This window comes from Chitinophaga sp. XS-30 (assembly GCF_008086345.1).
Lineage (GTDB): Bacteria > Bacteroidota > Bacteroidia > Chitinophagales > Chitinophagaceae > Chitinophaga.
Genome location: NZ_CP043006.1, coordinates 4,992,498 through 5,008,679 on the forward strand (window position 1 = coordinate 4,992,498; position 16,182 = coordinate 5,008,679).

The following is a 16,182-nucleotide window of genomic DNA, read 5'->3' on the forward strand; positions in this document are numbered from 1 at the left end:
AAAATTAAATGACAGATGAAATAATATTCCATCTGCCCCCTGAAAATTAGATGACAGATGAAATAACATTCCATCTGGCCCGTAAAAAGTTAGATGACAGATGAAATAACATTCCATCTGACCCCTGAAAATTAGATGACAGATGAAACCCAGAGACATACTGCTGCACCGCCTTTACCATCAGCAGATCGCAGCCACCCGTTTCACGAAGCCGGAAGAGATCGTTTCATGGCTCATCGCCATGCAGTCCCAGGAATATGCGCAGGCCAAATGGGCCATCGGTTTGCGCATACCGGGACTAAAGGATGCGGATGTGGAAAATGCCTTCAACCAAGGCCGGATACTCCGCACGCACCTGATGCGGCCCACCTGGCATTTTGTATCGCCCGGCGATATCCGCTGGCTGCTGCAGCTGACTGCACCGCGCGTTCAGCAGATCAATGCCTATTACTACAGGCAAACAGAGCTGGATGCGGGCATTTTCCGCAAAGCCCATACGATCATCTCAAAAACACTGGAAGGCGGCAGGTTTGCCACCCGTTCCGTTTTACAGGAGGCCCTGCAAAAAGGGAAGATCAAAGCTGAAGGAGTCAGACTATCGGGCATTATGATGCATGCGGAACTGGAAGGGCTGATCTGCAGCGGGCCCCGCAGCGGAAAACAGTTCACCTACGCCCTGCTGGAAGAACGTGTGCCACCAGTAAAACAGCTTGCTGCTGAAGAAGCGCTGGCAGGCTTCGCGAGTAGATATTTTACCTCCCGCGGACCGGCCACCGTGCAGGACTTTGCGTACTGGTCCGGCCTCACGGTGAAAGATGCGCAGGAAGGGGCCATGCAACTGCCGGCAAATTTCATCCGGGAAAACATCAACGGCCGCGATTATATTTACCTGCCCATTGATCCGGATAAAAAATTAAAGAACGCCAACTTCATTATGCCGGATTACGACGAATACGGCATGAGCTATAAAGACCGGGAAGCGTTGATGCCGGCAGAAAATGCCAACAGCGTATTCGACCATTGCTTTGTACTGGACGGCAGGATCGCCGGCAGCTGGAAGAAAGCGCCCGGGAATGGAATTACGGTGACGCCTTTTACAGTATTAAGCGAAGCCAGACAAAAGGCGCTGGAGAAGGCAGTGCAAAGGTACCTGGCGTTTCAGGGAGGAATTTGACCGCATCAAACCGCTCCTCTCCGCATAATACCGCTCACTCCGCCCGCAAAGACCCTACCGGGTCCATCAGCGCAGCCTTTACCGATTTGTACCCGACGGACACCAGCGCCACCAGCAACATGATCAACACCGACAACGCGAACACCCCGGCGCCAATCTCCACCCGGTAAGCAAAGCCTTCCAGCCAGTTGCTCATCGCCCGCCACGCCAATGGCGCCGCTAATACAAAAGCGATGAGCAGCAACCCGGCAAACTCCCGGCCGAACAGCCACAGAATGCTCCGCAAACTCGCGCCCAGCACTTTGCGGATACCTACTTCCTTGTTCTTCTGCTCGGCAATGAAGGATACCAGTCCATATAACCCAAGGCAACCAATAATGATGGCAATGACAGCAAAAGCCTGCACAAGCTTCAGCAGCATATGATCTGCCTTGTAAAAACGGGCGATCCTGTCGTCCAGGAAATCATATTTATAAAGATGATCCGGGAAGATGCTGTTCCAGGTGCTTTCGATAGATGCCAAAGCGGGCTTCAGCCGTGCCGCGTTGATCCTGATCGCGCATCTGCCGTACCAGTTGATACCGGTAACGATGCAAAGCGGCGTAATGGCATCGTGGAACGACCGGTGATGAAAATCCCTGACAACGCCCACCACAGTGCCCTGCCTTCCGTTGATGCGGACCGGCCTGCCGATCGCATCTGCTGCGGCCGGCTCGTCAAGTTTCCGCAGCGCTGTTTCATTGAGCAGGAATTCCCGCCCGGTATCCGAAGGATGCATATTGCGCCCGGCCACCAGTTGCAGGCCGAAGGTGGACAGGTAACGATCATCACCGGCCTTGTAATAGATATCAAAGTTCTCCGGGTTGCTGCGCCTGCATCGGCATTATCGCCCATACACCATAATCAAAGGCATTTCTCTACCTTTGTGCCGTTAAAGCAGCGACATGAAATTTGAGCAATACCGCATTTCCGAAGAGATCAAACGCAGCCTGGAAGAACTGGGATTCAAAAGGCCGACCGATATTCAGTATAAAGCCATCCCTTCCATCCTGAAGGGGGATGATGTGCTGGCGATCGCACAAACGGGAACGGGCAAGACCGCTGCCTTTGCCATTCCCGTACTCCATCTGCTGCATCAGCAGCGCCGCTCCCGTACCAAAGGAGAAGTAAAATGCCTCGTAATGGTGCCTACCCGGGAGCTGGCGATCCAGATCGCGGAAGTGTTCAAAAAACTGGGCAAATACACCAAAGTAGATATCATGGGCCTTTTTGGCGGCGTGGAACAGGAAGCCCAGATCAAAAAACTGGAAAAAGGTGTGGATGTACTGATCGCCACCCCCGGCCGCATGTTCGACCTGATCAGCCAGGGGCATCTGGACCTCAGCCATTTGCGCACCCTTATCCTTGACGAGGCGGACCATATGCTTGACCTCGGTTTTATACGGGACATCCGCGATGTGATCAAACATCTTCCCCGCCAGCACCAGACCCTCTTTTTCTCCGCTACCATCGACACGGAGATCAAGGAGATCGCCTACTCTATCGTTCGCAACCCCATCCGCATACAGATTTCGCCGGAAGACCCTGTGTCCAGGAACGTCAGCCATTCGGTAGCTTATGTGGAGATGGATGACAAACGTTTTTTCCTGGAGAGACTGGTCAAAGAGTTCCCGGAGAACAAAATACTGGTATTCGTACGCACGAAAGTCCGCGCCGAACGCGTGCACAGCGCTATGCAACGGGTAGACATCCCTACACTGACCATGCATGGCGGCAAAGAACAGGACGACCGGCTTTCCGTGATGAATGAATTCAAAAAGGGCGATATCAAAGTATTGATCACGACAGACGTGAATGCCCGCGGCATCGATATCCCGAATGTGGATTATGTGGTCAACTACGACCTGCCGGACGAACCGGAAAACTACGTGCATCGCGTGGGGCCGTACCGGCAGAGGCGTACAGAAAGGACAGGCCGTATCCTTCTGCAGCACGGAGGAAAAGCCCGTGCTGGAAGCCATCCAGGCTTACCTGGGCAAGGAGATACAGGTGATGAAGATCGACAAGAACGACTACCGCGAAACCATCAGCTTCTCCGAAGATATCCCCAACGACAACTGGCAGCTCCTGATCGATGAGCATGAGAAAAGGCCTGAAAGAAAACAAACGGAAAAAGAAAAAGAAATAAGCACTTCCTTTTTGTGCAGCAAAACGCTATTTTAACGGAATGATCCGCAAAAGATTCCCGTTCGCCCTGCCCGCGCTCCTGCTGGCCATATGCTGCTCCGGTTGCGCTGCCGCGCAGGAAGAACCCAAATGGGTGCCGCTTTTTAATGGTACAGATATCAACGACTGGATCGTGAAGATCCACCACCACGAGACCGGTGAGAACTTCGGCAATACCTTCCGGGTGAAAGACAGCATCATACAGGTGCGGTACGACCAGTACGGCGATTTCAACGAACAGTACGGCCATCTTTACTACAAGCAGCCGTTCTCTCATTACCATCTGAAAATGGAATACCGTTTCGTAGGGGAATGGTGCAAAACAGCACCTTCCTATACCATCCTGAACAGTGGTGTGATGTACCACTCGCAGGATCCGCGCACCATGCCCAGGGAGCAGGACTGGCCCATTTCCGTAGAGATGCAGTTCCTCGCCGGTCTTGGTGACGGACAGCCACGACCCACCGGCAACATGTGTTCCCCCGGCACCCATATCGTGTACCAGGGCAAGCTGGACCCAAGGCATTGCATCAACTCTTCTTCCAAAACCTATGAAGGGGAACAGTGGGTAAAAGCGGAACTGATTGTACTGGGCGATTCGCTGATCACCCATATCATCAACGGAGATACCGTGCTGCAATATTCCCGGCCGCAGATCGGCGGGCCGGTGGTGAATAATTATGATCCCGCCATCAAGACAGACGGGAAATTGCTGTCGTCCGGATTCATAGCCCTCCAAAGCGAAGGCCAGCCTATTGATTTCAGGCGGATAGAGATCATGGACCTTTCACCGAAGGCAGTTACCGCACCATAACATCCTTGCCGGCAGGCGGATCATAGCGATCATGTACCTTTCACCGAAGGCTGCTACCGCACCATAACATCCCTGCCGGAAGGCGGATCACAACGATCATGTCCCTTTTGTTGAAGGCAGCTACCGCACCATAACATCCCTGCCGAACAGGATATGATCCGCGGTGGCGGACATTCTTTTATGCCCGATATCCGCCGCGGGCACCACTACCGCACGGCAACCTTCCACCATGAACCGGTGATACAACACCCGCAGCAAGCTTTTGCGGAACATTCCGGTATAGGATATCAGTTTATTCCTGCCGCCCTGGGCATAAGCATCCTTGTACACGGTGCCGAAAGTCAGCACCTTACCCGTAAAGCCCGGCATCTTCCGCAGCTGGTTAGGCAGCGAACTGCGGGAGCTGTAAGTGGTATGCGCCTGCCCGAAAAAACCCGCGAACCGCCTGATCCCGTTAACCTTCAGCGCAGCCGAAAGACTGGCGAACATCGCCGCGTTCCTGGGTATGGCACGCGCCGTAACGGGACAATCATTGCGGATAATACGCTGTACGATGTCATAGTTCCCTTTATACAACGCTTTAACAGCATCGTCATGTTCCATAAACGTCATCCTGATCTGCGCCCACAATTCCCGGAATGCCCTGCTGAAATCAGGCAGCAGCTCCCCTTGCTCCATTTGTGTAAAAACAGGTTCCAGCACAGCCGGCACCACGGCCTGACCGCGCAACATCGTCAACACCCTGATAGCCTCCGGCCTCTCAAAATCAATACCATGAATGATCAACCGCTCCTGCTCCGGCAGGCCGAGATTGTACGTATAAAGATCCTGCCAGAATTCACGGTAATAAAATTCCGTGTACACCAGTCCCTTTATGAGTGAAGTATCTCCCGTCAGCAAATATTGATTGTAAAGAAAAGCCGCAGCATGACCGATCTCCATGAACACATCCCGTACCTCGTAACGTTCGTGCAAATGGCGGATGAAATGAAACTTCCAGGCCGGCTCAAAATCAGCATTATGCGTTTCTCCATAAAAGTAAGCAGAAGCCTGCTCAAAGCCCGGCAAGGCTTCCATATGCCCGGCATGGTACACCATGCCGTTGCTACCGGGAACAAGCGTCGCCGCGCAACGGGATTGTGCGGATAACCGGGAAGATAGCAGACAGAGCGCGCAGGCGATCAGGTGTATTTTCATATACAAGGAACCGGGCAGGTAAATGCCCGGTCAAACATAGTATATTTTTACAATATAATAAAGCGGACGACATTTACGGGGTAACGGGAGCAACCCTTCTGTCCGCCGGCCTGAAATACCATGAAAGCACTGTCAGGACCAGGAGCAGCAAGGGAGGAAGGGTATCTTTTACGGGATTGCCAACGGCAATATGCGAAAATATCGCACCGGACATCGCGATAAAAAAACCTGCGTACGCCCATTCCTTCAGCAAGGGGAATTTAGGCACGAGCACAGCCACAACGCCCAGGAGCTTCCAGATGCCCAGTATCGTCAGCAAATAAAGGGGATAGCCCAAACCGGTGAAGACCGCTGCCTCCTCTTCCACTTTCAGTAACTGTACGATGCCGGTGGATACCATTCCCAATGCAAGCCAGAGAGTAGCGATCCAATAGATGATCTTGTTCCTTTTTGAAATATTCATTGTTCCAATGATTTTGGTGTGCGTTAAAAACGATGATTTTTACTGGTCGTTCAATCCTTTTCCGTTGAGGATATGCTGCATGCTTTTTTCAATCCTCGACTCCCGGGTCCCGGACTGTTTGGGAGCTGCAAAATGAAGAAGATAGGCCCTTTGCCGTCCGGGTGTCAGTGCCTCAAAAGCAGCTTTCAACGCCGGCAAGGCATCCAGCTTATGCTGAAACTCTTCCGGGACCGGGAATGCTGCAGGCTCTTTCAGTTTTACTTTCAATCCGGCGTTCTCCACTTCAATGGCTTCATGAATGTAGGCTTTCAGCACAGGCGTCATGCGGACGATCTCCCGCGTATTCGTGAACCGGATCTGCCGGGCGGCCTGCACATTTTCCGTCTGCTGTATCAGGATGCCATGGGCATCATTCAACAGCGCTCCCTTGAAAAACAGCAGGGCACAATAATCTTTGAATCCGTGTATCAGCACGATGTTCTTCTTCCCGGAGGTATAACAGGGAACGCCCCATTTCAGTTCCTCCGTGAGTCCGCAGTCCAGCACAAGCATTCTCAATTTGTCATACTCCTCCTGCCACTTGCCGGCTTTATGGAAGTAAAAATCAACCTTCGGATTAATGCTGCTCATTGTCATGTTGTATTATTTTAATTGCCCTGCAATGTCCTGCAAACGGTTATGCGCCATATTCAGGCCCTGCGCAAAAGGCATTTGCAGTAATTGGTCCCTGTATTCGACCGACCTGAAAACGATATGCATATTGAGCCTGCTGGTATCGTCCGTGAGCTTCTCGAATTCCAGGAACTCCAGCTGAACGGCAAAAGCAGTATTCTCCATTTCAAACGTACGGGTGATCTTCCGGTCCGGAATAAATTCATGGATCACGCCATTTGCCTGAAACACCACATTGCCGTGGGCGTCGCTTGTTTCAAACCGCCAGCTGCCGTGCTTTTTATTTTCCAGTTTCAGCACTTTGGTGCCCATCCACTGCTCAACGATCTCAGGCTCCACATAGGCTTTAAAAAGCAATTCCAGGGGCAGATCGAATTCCCTTGTTATCACTATTTCCTGTTTGCCGGCTTCGGCATTGACCTTGGTCTTTCGTTCCATATCAGGTTATTTTTTGGGTTTGTATTTTTTCATGATGGCCTCCAGCTTGTTGAACCTGTCGTCCCACAATTGCCGGAACGGCTCGATAAAATCTGCTATTTCCCTCATCTTTTGCGGGTTTAAATGATAATAGATCTCCCTGCCGTTCTGTTCCTGCTCCAGCAATTCGCATTCGGTAAGTATCTGCAGGTGTTTGGACACCGTGGGTCTCGCTGTGTTGAAGTTTGCGGCTATTGCCCCTGCTGTCATGGCCTGAGAAGCAACCAGCAGAAGGATGGCCCTCCTTGTAGGGTCTGCTATAGCCTGAAAAACATCTCGTCTCAGATTCATTGCGTAGCTATTTGACTACGAAAATACGCGTAGTCACTTAACTACGCAAATTTTTCTTCATTTTTTCCGGCATATGCCGTTGCGGCAATCAACGCCTTGTCTCCCGTATAGGGAGCATTAGCCACTACGGACAAGCATATGGCCAAAGATGCAACGGGATTTCTTCACCTACCTGTTGCTGCCGGGCTTCTTTTATGTGAGCTATTTTGTGCTGATACCGCGGCTGTATTTTCCAAAAAAAATACCCGGTGCAAGCAATGCACTCGGGCAATCTATTCCTTTTGACAATTATCAGTTCGAAATACTGGTGTCGGATATCAGGAATCCGAACATTCATGCCGCGGCGATCATCTACACCACACGCCACTCGCATTGCTGGACGCTTTCGGCTCCTGCTGCAGAAAGATACGGAGACGTTCATGGTGGAGATACAGCCCGGGCATATCCATCGTGCACTATGAAGCGGCCTGATGCATGACCACCGGCTCTTCAATGGCCGCAAAATAATCGGCCACATCGTGCCAGGTATCCATGCGCTTGTAATCCTTATACAACTCATGCCCTACATTATGCGGGGCGCTGAAAAGCAGCGGCTTTCCCTTGAAGAACCGCAGGTTCTTGTCGTAATCATCGATCATATAATCCGCTTCCACGATCGTTTTCAGGCCGCAGAACACCATGTGTTTCCAGCTGATGAAGGGGAAATGCTCATTCAGCCATTCGATCTTTTCGGATAAGGACTGTGGAAATTCGACCGCAGCGGACACAATGAACACCTCATGCTGTTCCATCAGCTTCCTGATCACCTCCTGGCTGCCCGGCATTACGGGAGCGGTGCGGAAGAACCCCGGCGTATGCAGGAACTGCGGCACGATGCCTTCCTGCGGGAAACCCTGGGTTTCGGGTACCCCGATCAGCGCTTCCGGGCTGATCCGCTCACCGGTACGCTCCGCATACCAGTTGATATAATGCTGCGTCAAATCCGCCATTACGCCATCCATGTCTATTACAATTCTTGCCATATTCTGCTATTTGATGCAAAATTATGCAATATTCATCAAACTTCCATGTTAAAAGCCGCAAAATTTTACATAATATTGCATAAAACAGCAAATTATGTTAAAGGAAGAGCGGCTGGATTATATACTGAAGAAGTTACGCACAGACCAGAAGGTGCTGCAAGCAGAGCTGAGCAACGACCTCCGTGTGTCGGAGGATACGGTGCGGCGGGACCTGGAATCCTTGGCGCAGAATGGCCTGCTGATAAAAGTGCGGGGCGGGGCGATCCCCCATTCCCCCAATCCCTATTCCTTCAAGGAAAGGATCGTTTTCCATGAAGACGATAAAAAGACCATCGCACGGAAAGCCCTGTCCCTCATAGAGAACGGGCAAACGATCATCCTGGACGGCGGCACCTCCACCCTTTCGCTCGCCAAACTTTTCCCGCTAAACCTTCAGCTAAGGGTCATTACCAACAGTGCCCCCATCGTGATGCAGCTGATGGAGCATCCGGCAGTGGAAGTGATCTTTGCGGGCGGCAGGATCGTGAAGGATTCGCAGACGGTGGTGGGCATAGAACCGATCCGGATGTTCCAGCGCGTACGGGCGGACCTGTCTTTTCTCGGTGTTTGCAGTTTACATACAGCCGTTGGCGTTACAGGGCCGGACCTGGAGGAAACAGCAGTAAAATCCACTATTGTAGCCGCTTCCAGCAGGGTCATTGCGCTGGCAACGAGCGACAAGATGGGTACTGCGGAACATTTCAAGATTTGCGAGATCACGGATATCGATACCATTGTAACCGACCAACCGGAGGATGACATTTTTATCCCCTACCGGCAAATGGGCCTGCAGGTATTATGAGGGCAACGTTTTTTTCTCCGGCAGATTACCTTCGGATTCCATTTCTACCTGTTCTACCCATACCGCATAGTCATTCGGGTAGATACGCTCCCCTTTCTGCTGCACGTACTGCCTCGTGAACTCCGCCCCGAAATACAGGATAGCCGCAGAATAATATACCCACAACAAGAGGATCACAATAGACCCGGCCGCGCCATAAGTGCTGCCGATGGAGCTGTTGCCAAGATACAGGCCGATGCCGAATTTGCCGATCATGAACAGCACAGCCGTTGTCATCGCCCCTACCCAAACATGCCGCCACTGGATGCGCGCATCAGGCAATACCTTAAATATGACGGCGAACAGCACGGCAATGGTCGCGAAAGTAACGACCAGGTTGATGATATATACCGCTACCACCGTGATCTCGGGGAAAATAGCCGTCAGCCTGGCCAGCAATAACTCTATCAGCCCGTGTAATACTAACGATACCACCAGCACAAAACCAAGGCTGATCACCATGGAAAAGGACAGCAAGCGGGTCAGCAATATCTTGATCAGTCCTTTGCCTTTGTTGGGTTTTATTTTGAGGCGCCAGATAAAATTGATGGAGCTTTGTATCTCGGTGAATACCCCGGTTGCGCCGATCACTAGTGTAATCACGCCGATAATGGTTGACCATCCGAAATCGGATGAAAGGGTGGTATTCCTCACGATCTCCTGTACCTGCGCGGCGGCGGAGCTGCCTATCATTCCTTCCAGCTGCTCGTACAATTTACCTTCCAATGCATCCGGTCCAAGGAGGATATCACTGGTATAAAGCGCAATGATGAGCATCGGCGCAATGGAAAAAATAGTGGAATACGCCAGGGAGGCGCTCAGCTTCAACACCCTGTCATCCATAAAATCGAGCGCAGCACATTTGAACAGGCTCCACCAACGTTTGATACGTAATGGTCTCATACCGGGAAGAACACAAAAACCCGGCCGGAACGATCTGCTTCCGGTCCCCCTACTTCACGGTCCATTCATGCAGACCCGCAGCATGATCGACAGACTGCTGTATCTCCATTTTCAGGGCAGTTGTTTCCACCGGTTCAAAACGAACGGTGTTGTAGCGGTCTTTGGCAATGGTATAATCCCCGATCGTTTTCACCGGCAGCCAGGCACCGTCCTTTTTGTAGAACAGCTTCCAGCCGGCGGGAATGCGGCAGCCACCCCAGGGGCCATCGTCATACCAGTAAACGCTGGATTCGGAGACGGTATAAGGCTGGTCGAAATCATATTGCACCCATTCCAGGGAATTTTTCTTTGGCCACCAGTGCAGGTACGGCGCATTATTGTCCTTTGCGTCCTTTGGCTCGTACTGGTCATTCAGGGCTTTGAGGGTGCGGGCATTGCGGAGTGATGCGCTTACCCTGCTTTTGGAAGCGATGGTAGGTGCGGGTTGCGGCTTTGCGGCCGAGGCTTCATAGGGTATCCAGACGGTCATATCACCGGGGCCGCGGTTGGCCCAGGCGTAATACGGGATCGCGGTCACCTGCTGGCGGGAATAGATCAGCTCATCGCTATTCAGCTGCCGTTTCGTGGATGTTCCGTCCATCTGCAGCACGGTTATACCATTGAGCATATCCGGGCGCTGCACAACGTTTACGGCAGCCTGCTGGTCCACCACAATATTATGCACCGCACTGTCCAGATTATCCGCACCTTCCAGGCAGTACATCAGCGGGCCGCGCTGCAAGGCAAAACGGAAGCGGTCATCTTCCACTTTTTCGTCCGCCAGTATTTTGCGGGGGGCCATCGGCAGGGTCAGCACGATCCTGTCCCCTTTCTTCCAGGTACGCTTCAGCACAGCGTATCCTTTTTCCGTGCTGAAAGTATAGGGCTTGCCATTCAGCTGGATGGATACCGGCGCGGCTGTTGTTCCCTGCATATGATACAGACCGCCCGGCACGGGTTCCTGCTGCGCCCATCCGGGGATGCGGATGCGCAGGGTGAAGGCGGCCGTTTTTGCGGGATCGATGATGATCTCGTTCCGGCCATCCCAGGGGTAGTCCGTTTGCTGGGTAATACTGACCGCCGTTGCGGGCAACACGATCTTCGCTGTGTTACCGGCAAACAGATTGATGTAGAGATCATTTTTGTCCTGCGCATAGATGTATCCCGGCATGGATGGGAGAAAGCGCGTCATGTTGGAAATGCAGCAGGCGCATCCGAACCAGGCGCTGCGCTGATGCTGCCCCATGGATGCAAGCGGATTAGGATAAAAGAAACGATCGCCGCTCAGGGACACACCGGAGAGCAGACCATTATACAGCGTACGTTCCAGCACATCGATATATTTTGCGTCCCCGTGCAGCAGGAACATGCGGCTGTTCCAGTACACATTGGCAATGGATGCGCAGGTTTCCGCATAGGCGCTCATATTCGGCAGCTGGTAGGGTTTCCCGAAGGCTTCGCCTGCCCCGGTGGCGCCGATGCCGCCGGTGATGTACAGCTTTTTCTCCACCACATCATGCCAGATATCGTCAATCGCTTTCAGGTAGTCGCTGTTGCCGGTCAGCGCCGCAACATCCGCCATGCCGGTGTACATGTACGTGGCGCGTACGGCATGGCCTACGGCCTCATGCTGCTCCGTTACCTTCTTGTGGGCCTGGTTGTATTCTTTGCTGTCCGGTTTACCCGGACCACGAACGTCCAGGAAGAACTGTGCCAGCTCAAGGTATTGCCGGTTGCCGGTAACACGGTATAAACGCGTGAGGCCCGTCTCGATGATCTGGTGGCCGGGGAAACGCTCTTCTTTCCCGAAACCGAAATCCCTCACCAGCAGGTCTGCATTCTTTATCGCAATATCCAGCAGATTCCTTTTCCCGGTTGCCTGATAGTGCGCTACCGCAGCTTCGAAGAGGTGGCCGGAATTATAGAGTTCGTGGCTGAGGTCTTCTTCCTTCTCCCAGCGTTTCGCGCCTACCCAGGGATGCGGCTTCGGAGCGTTCATGGTGCGGAAGGTATACAGGTAGCCGTCCGGCTCCTGGGCTGCGCCGATATAGGCGATCAGCGTATCCAGGTAACTTTCCAGTTCCGGGTTTTTCTGCACCTGCAGACCATAGGATGCACCTTCGATGATCTTGTAGATATCCGTATCATCAAAAGTGAATTCGGTGAACTTGTCCCCGGGCATCTTCCCCGCCGCGCGCAGGAAATTATCGATCCTGCCGGTATTGCGGCATTGCTCCAGGGTGTAGGGAATGGTCACTTCTGCATTCACTTTTATTTTCGGCGCCCAGAACCCGTCATTCACCTGCACCTGCGTGAAGGCAACAGGCTGTATGGGATAATCCGGCCGAAGCGGTATGTCCTGCGCATATACAGCGATGCAGCAGCAGGAAAACAAGGTTGATAATATCTTTTTCATCTGTTCATATTTTTACGGGTCAGATGGGGCCTTTGATGATTAAAATGATCATTCCCCTGTCTATTTAATGATAATTTTAATCATGCCGGTTTCATAACGAATAAATGTCAATACTACAATTTATTTTCCGCATTATTCCTGTCCGGCGGGTCCACCCCCAGCAGGTGCTTCACGAAGAAATCCCGTTTTTTCAGCCGGCCGTAGGGCCCGCCATCGCTATGCCCCAAACCGGGAACAGGCAAAAAGTCGAACGATTTCCCCGCCCTGATCAGTGCGTTGATCACGCGGTAAGTAGATTCGGGCGGAACATTGGTATCGGCCTCGCCCACAATGAGCAGGAGGTCCCCGCGCAGTTTGTCCGCATTAGTGACGTTGGACTGCTCCTCATAGTGTTTGCCAAGGGGGTAGCCCATCCACTGCTCGTTCCACCACTGCTTGTCCACCCGGTTATCGTGGCAGCCGCAGGAGGAAACGGCGGCTTTATAAAAATCAGGATGAAAGAGCAGTCCCCCCAGCGCGTTCTGTCCACCTGCGGAGGTGCCGTAGAGCCCCACGCGGGTAGTATCCACATAAGGATATTTTTCCGCCAGCGCCCTGATCCACAATATCCTGTCCGGGAACCCGGCATCCGCCAGGTTCTTCCAGCAAACATCATGAAAAGCCTTGGAGCGGTTGGCCGTGCCCATGCCATCTATCTGCACCACGATGAAGCCCAGCTCGGCCATGCTCTGCATTTCGCTGAAACTGCCCATGAAGCTCTTGGGCACAAATGCATCCTGCGGCCCCGCATAAATATTTTCGATCACGGGGTAACGTTTGGCGGGATCAAAATCCGAGGGCCTGCAAACGATGCCCCATATATCCGTTTTCCCATCGCGCCCCTTGGCGGTAAAGCTCTCCACAGGCCGCATGCCGGTGGCAAAAAACGCCGTGGCGTCCGCTTTTTCCAGCTCCATGATCTTTTTGCCGCTGCGGGTGCTGCGCAGCGTGGTCACAGGAGGTACATCCACTTGTGAATAGGTATCGATATAATACTTTTTATCCGGTGAAAAAACAGCGGTATGATGCCCCTTTTCGGGAGTCAGTTCCACCAGGTCCTTCCCGTCAAAGCCAATGCGGTAGTAATGCAGGAAATAAGGGTCTTCCCCTGCATGCATGCCGCTGGCCCTGAACCATATTTCCCGTTTTTTTGCATCCACGCTGTCGATCTGCCGCACTACCCAGGGACCTTTGGTGATGGGGTGCTTTATGGCTCCGGTGATGCCGTCCACCAGGTAGAGGTGCCGCCAGCCGTCCTTCTCGGAGGTCCAGATGATCTCATTGGTGGCGGGCAGGTATTCCGTAAAGATGCGGGATTCATAAATGAATGTATTCGTCTGCTCGTCCAGCAAAGTTTTGGCGGTGGCGGTCTCCGTATCCACTTCAATGATCCGGAAACGCTGATGGCCCCGGTCCACTTTCTCATAAGTGAAATAGCGGGCGTCTTTTTCCCGCCAGTGCAGGTAAGGCGCGTCAAAGAAATCGATGACATCCGTATCTACTTTCAGGGCATCCTGCCGGTCAACGGGAAAAATATACATTTCGTAGGTGGAGAACGGGTCTCCGGGCTGTTTGTAAGGATGGGAGCGCAATTGCCCGCGGGTGCCGTCCTGACTTGTGAGAATGTAATACACGGCGGAATCCTCCACCGGGTTGATATGATACCCCACCACATACCGGCTGTCCGGCGACCAGGCCAGTGCGCCGTAAGGCTTTTCCGGCGTGCCGTTGCTGGTGTATTGCACGGCCGCCGTTCCTTTATCTGCCGGCCCTCCGGCGGAAGGCGCCGCATTATTGATCGAAACATTCCCTCCGGCGGACGATGCTGCACTATTGATCGAAACATCTTCTCCGGCCGGCCGGATGAACACATTGCCGTCCTTTATAAAAGCCATCCATTTTTTATCCGGGGAAGTACGGTCGGTGGAAAATCCCCGCCAGCGGCTCCTGCCATAGCGGCCACGGAAGTTCCCCGCAGCCGGGAAAGAATCGGCCGGCGCACAGGTATAATTTGCCAGATCGCAACGATAACATTTACCGTCCGTCTGCAGCTTTACGCTGTTCTTCGCAAACTCCATGCGTTGTATGGAAAGCCGCCTGCTGTCCATTTCCCTGCCGCTTGCCCTGCCCAGCGCTTCCGCCATCCTTGCGTGATCAAATGCCGGGCCTCTGCGGCCGGCTGAAGGTTGTACATAGATGTATTCCATGACTGAATCTTTCAGCACATTGCGATACCAGAAACTGCTGCCATCCGCCTGCCAATGCGGTTGCACAGCGGCGCTGAACACCGTGTTCCTGACAGCTTCCTCCATCACGGCGGCGCGGCGGTAACGCTCCAGCACCTCTTCCCGCGAGGGATTCCATGGCTCCTGCGCCAAAGCGGAAAATCCCGCCGTCAGCAGCAAAAAAAGGATGATTATCCGTCTGTAGATCATACCATACAGTTTATATGCTGCAAAGTCATTTTTTTTCATTTGATTTGCTTTACACATTTTAACTTTCTATCTGCTGATTTTATCGGTACGGAAAATTAAAGTGTCAATGTGACCATTAAATAAACGGATTTTCTTAACTTCGGCATGCCAGTATATCGGAGTTTATTTTACAGCCTTTACAGCGATCTTGCCGACTATTCGTTTTATCACCAAATAACCGCTCCACAGATGAAAGTGCTACAGTTTACCATACCGGTTGCGCACGACAAAGCCATCATTACGCAGCATGACGTATTGCCGCAGTTCTATTCCTGGCTGCACCGCCATGAGGAGATACAGCTGACCTGGGTAATGAAAGGGAAAGGCACATTAGTGGTGGGCAACAATATGCATACGTTCCGTGAAGATGATATCTTCTGGATCGGAGGCAATCAGCCGCATGTTTTCAAAAGCGATCTTTCGGATGCCATACCGGGCAGCCAGGAAAATATACATGCCCTGACCATTTTCTTTAATCCGCACGGGAAGCTCGGGCCTGTATTTGAACTGGCGGAACTGAAAAAGATCAAGGCATTCCTGCAAAAATGCAAAGACGGCTTCCGGATACCGGATGCGCAACGGGAGGAGATCTCCGCCCGCATGTTGCAGATCGAACAGCACAGGGGCGCAAAGCAGGTGATCCATTTTATTGACCTGCTGCATTATTTCCAGAACATGGAAGAGCCACAGCCACTGATCTCCGGCTCCCGGCTGTTATCCATCAACGAACAGGAAGGTATCCGCATCGGTTATATCTATGATTATATCATGCAGCATTACGATTCAGATATCAAACTGGAAGATATTGCGCAGCATGCGAACATGTCCGCCCAGGCCTTCTGCCGTTATTTCAAGAAACATACAAGGCTGACCTTCATATCGTTCCTGAATGAAGTGCGCATCAACGAAGCCTGCAAAAAGCTGGCGGATGGCACGTTTGACAGCATCTCTACCGTGGCTTATCATTGCGGCTTCAACAGTATCGCCAATTTCAACCGGGTATTCAAGACCATCACCGGCAAATCCCCGCGTGACTACATCCGGGAATTCGGACAAGTGGGCGAGCAGGAGACTGCATTGTAGGGCTCATGCGCC

At 52.4% G+C, this 16,182-nt stretch carries 16 protein-coding genes; 6 read left to right on the forward strand and 10 right to left on the reverse strand.

The genetic code is table 11. The annotated features are described in order from the left end of the window. Nucleotides 1-142 precede the first annotated feature (142 nt). Complete coding sequence (locus FW415_RS20150; RefSeq protein WP_148388629.1) at nucleotides 143-1,174, forward strand: winged helix DNA-binding domain-containing protein; 1,032 nt, start codon at nucleotides 143-145, stop codon at nucleotides 1,172-1,174. A 34-nt stretch (nucleotides 1,175-1,208) separates the two neighbouring features. Here the strand turns inward: FW415_RS20150 and FW415_RS20155 are convergent, their stop codons facing one another. Beyond that, a complete protein-coding gene (locus FW415_RS20155) occupies nucleotides 1,209-2,021 on the reverse strand; it encodes an ABC transporter permease (protein ID WP_371417064.1) in 813 nt (270 codons plus the stop codon). A 97-nt stretch (nucleotides 2,022-2,118) separates the two neighbouring features. On the opposite strand from FW415_RS20155, the gene FW415_RS20160 reads away from it, so the two are divergent. Continuing rightward, nucleotides 2,119-3,312: a DEAD/DEAH box helicase gene (locus tag FW415_RS20160; protein ID WP_210420747.1), complete on the forward strand. Its 1,194-nt coding sequence runs from the start codon at nucleotides 2,119-2,121 to the stop codon at nucleotides 3,310-3,312. An 89-nt stretch (nucleotides 3,313-3,401) separates the two neighbouring features. Next, the gene (locus tag FW415_RS20165; protein ID WP_148388633.1) at nucleotides 3,402-4,214 is read left to right on the forward strand and encodes a DUF1080 domain-containing protein; all 813 of its coding nucleotides are present in this window, start codon (nucleotides 3,402-3,404) and stop codon (nucleotides 4,212-4,214) included. Nucleotides 4,215-4,334: 120 nt separating this feature from the next. On the opposite strand, the gene FW415_RS20170 is transcribed toward FW415_RS20165, so the two are convergent. The 5 genes from FW415_RS20170 to FW415_RS20190 form a co-directional block, all read right to left on the reverse strand. Beyond that, nucleotides 4,335-5,411 (reverse strand): erythromycin esterase family protein, encoded by a 1,077-nt coding sequence (locus tag FW415_RS20170; RefSeq protein ID WP_148388635.1) that lies wholly within the window; start codon nucleotides 5,409-5,411, stop codon nucleotides 4,335-4,337. 73 nt (nucleotides 5,412-5,484) lie between these two features. Beyond that, the gene (locus FW415_RS20175; RefSeq protein ID WP_246858818.1) at nucleotides 5,485-5,874 is read right to left on the reverse strand and encodes a DoxX family protein; all 390 of its coding nucleotides are present in this window, start codon (nucleotides 5,872-5,874) and stop codon (nucleotides 5,485-5,487) included. Nucleotides 5,875-5,913: 39 nt separating this feature from the next. Beyond that, the gene (locus FW415_RS20180; RefSeq protein WP_371417009.1) at nucleotides 5,914-6,504 is read right to left on the reverse strand and encodes a YdeI family protein; all 591 of its coding nucleotides are present in this window, start codon (nucleotides 6,502-6,504) and stop codon (nucleotides 5,914-5,916) included. 12 nt (nucleotides 6,505-6,516) lie between these two features. Continuing rightward, nucleotides 6,517-6,984 (reverse strand): SRPBCC domain-containing protein, encoded by a 468-nt coding sequence (locus FW415_RS20185; protein WP_148388639.1) that lies wholly within the window; start codon nucleotides 6,982-6,984, stop codon nucleotides 6,517-6,519. A 6-nt stretch (nucleotides 6,985-6,990) separates the two neighbouring features. Beyond that, nucleotides 6,991-7,314 (reverse strand): helix-turn-helix transcriptional regulator, encoded by a 324-nt coding sequence (locus FW415_RS20190; RefSeq protein WP_148388641.1) that lies wholly within the window; start codon nucleotides 7,312-7,314, stop codon nucleotides 6,991-6,993. A 148-nt stretch (nucleotides 7,315-7,462) separates the two neighbouring features. On the opposite strand from FW415_RS20190, the gene FW415_RS20195 reads away from it, so the two are divergent. Beyond that, nucleotides 7,463-7,792, forward strand: coding sequence for a hypothetical protein (locus FW415_RS20195; protein WP_148388643.1), 330 nt, complete (start codon nucleotides 7,463-7,465; stop codon nucleotides 7,790-7,792). On the opposite strand, the gene FW415_RS20200 is transcribed toward FW415_RS20195, so the two are convergent. Further along, nucleotides 7,770-8,336 carry a 5'(3')-deoxyribonucleotidase gene (locus tag FW415_RS20200; RefSeq protein ID WP_148388645.1) on the reverse strand — a complete coding sequence of 189 codons (567 nt, stop codon included), beginning with the start codon at nucleotides 8,334-8,336 and terminating at the stop codon, nucleotides 7,770-7,772. The genes FW415_RS20195 and FW415_RS20200 overlap by 23 nt on opposite strands. 94 nt (nucleotides 8,337-8,430) lie before the next feature. On the opposite strand from FW415_RS20200, the gene FW415_RS20205 reads away from it, so the two are divergent. Then, nucleotides 8,431-9,177 (forward strand): DeoR/GlpR family DNA-binding transcription regulator, encoded by a 747-nt coding sequence (locus FW415_RS20205; protein ID WP_148388647.1) that lies wholly within the window; start codon nucleotides 8,431-8,433, stop codon nucleotides 9,175-9,177. On the opposite strand, the gene FW415_RS20210 is transcribed toward FW415_RS20205, so the two are convergent. The 3 genes from FW415_RS20210 to FW415_RS20220 form a co-directional block, all read right to left on the reverse strand. Beyond that, nucleotides 9,172-10,119 (reverse strand): YihY/virulence factor BrkB family protein, encoded by a 948-nt coding sequence (locus FW415_RS20210; protein ID WP_148388648.1) that lies wholly within the window; start codon nucleotides 10,117-10,119, stop codon nucleotides 9,172-9,174. The genes FW415_RS20205 and FW415_RS20210 overlap by 6 nt on opposite strands. Before the next feature lie 49 nt (nucleotides 10,120-10,168). Continuing rightward, complete coding sequence (locus FW415_RS20215; RefSeq protein ID WP_148388650.1) at nucleotides 10,169-12,574, reverse strand: glycoside hydrolase family 127 protein; 2,406 nt, start codon at nucleotides 12,572-12,574, stop codon at nucleotides 10,169-10,171. Between the two features lie 113 nt (nucleotides 12,575-12,687). Next, a complete protein-coding gene (locus tag FW415_RS20220) occupies nucleotides 12,688-15,048 on the reverse strand; it encodes a S9 family peptidase (protein WP_148388652.1) in 2,361 nt (786 codons plus the stop codon). A 228-nt stretch (nucleotides 15,049-15,276) separates the two neighbouring features. Here FW415_RS20220 and FW415_RS20225 point away from each other — a divergent pair, with 228 nt between their 5' ends. Beyond that, on the forward strand, nucleotides 15,277-16,170 hold the full coding sequence (locus FW415_RS20225) for an AraC family transcriptional regulator (protein ID WP_148388654.1): 894 nt from the start codon (nucleotides 15,277-15,279) through the stop codon (nucleotides 16,168-16,170). Nucleotides 16,171-16,182: the final 12 nt, after the last annotated feature.

Coding starts and splice junctions, on each gene's coding strand:
- FW415_RS20165 (WP_148388633.1), top strand. CDS start 3,402: ATGATCCGCAAAAGATTCCCGTTCGCCCTGCCCGCGCTCCTGCTGGCC.
- FW415_RS20150 (WP_148388629.1), top strand. CDS start 143: ATGAAACCCAGAGACATACTGCTGCACCGCCTTTACCATCAGCAGATC.
- FW415_RS20195 (WP_148388643.1), top strand. CDS start 7,463: ATGCAACGGGATTTCTTCACCTACCTGTTGCTGCCGGGCTTCTTTTAT.
- FW415_RS20170 (WP_148388635.1), bottom strand. CDS start 5,411: ATGAAAATACACCTGATCGCCTGCGCGCTCTGTCTGCTATCTTCCCGG.
- FW415_RS20225 (WP_148388654.1), top strand. CDS start 15,277: ATGAAAGTGCTACAGTTTACCATACCGGTTGCGCACGACAAAGCCATC.
- FW415_RS20200 (WP_148388645.1), bottom strand. CDS start 8,336: ATGGCAAGAATTGTAATAGACATGGATGGCGTAATGGCGGATTTGACG.
- FW415_RS20210 (WP_148388648.1), bottom strand. CDS start 10,119: ATGAGACCATTACGTATCAAACGTTGGTGGAGCCTGTTCAAATGTGCT.
- FW415_RS20205 (WP_148388647.1), top strand. CDS start 8,431: ATGTTAAAGGAAGAGCGGCTGGATTATATACTGAAGAAGTTACGCACA.
- FW415_RS20215 (WP_148388650.1), bottom strand. CDS start 12,574: ATGAAAAAGATATTATCAACCTTGTTTTCCTGCTGCTGCATCGCTGTA.
- FW415_RS20220 (WP_148388652.1), bottom strand. CDS start 15,048: ATGATCTACAGACGGATAATCATCCTTTTTTTGCTGCTGACGGCGGGA.
- FW415_RS20185 (WP_148388639.1), bottom strand. CDS start 6,984: ATGGAACGAAAGACCAAGGTCAATGCCGAAGCCGGCAAACAGGAAATA.
- FW415_RS20180 (WP_371417009.1), bottom strand. CDS start 6,504: ATGAGCAGCATTAATCCGAAGGTTGATTTTTACTTCCATAAAGCCGGC.
- FW415_RS20190 (WP_148388641.1), bottom strand. CDS start 7,314: ATGAATCTGAGACGAGATGTTTTTCAGGCTATAGCAGACCCTACAAGG.
- FW415_RS20175 (WP_246858818.1), bottom strand. CDS start 5,874: ATGAATATTTCAAAAAGGAACAAGATCATCTATTGGATCGCTACTCTC.
- FW415_RS20160 (WP_210420747.1), top strand. CDS start 2,119: ATGAAATTTGAGCAATACCGCATTTCCGAAGAGATCAAACGCAGCCTG.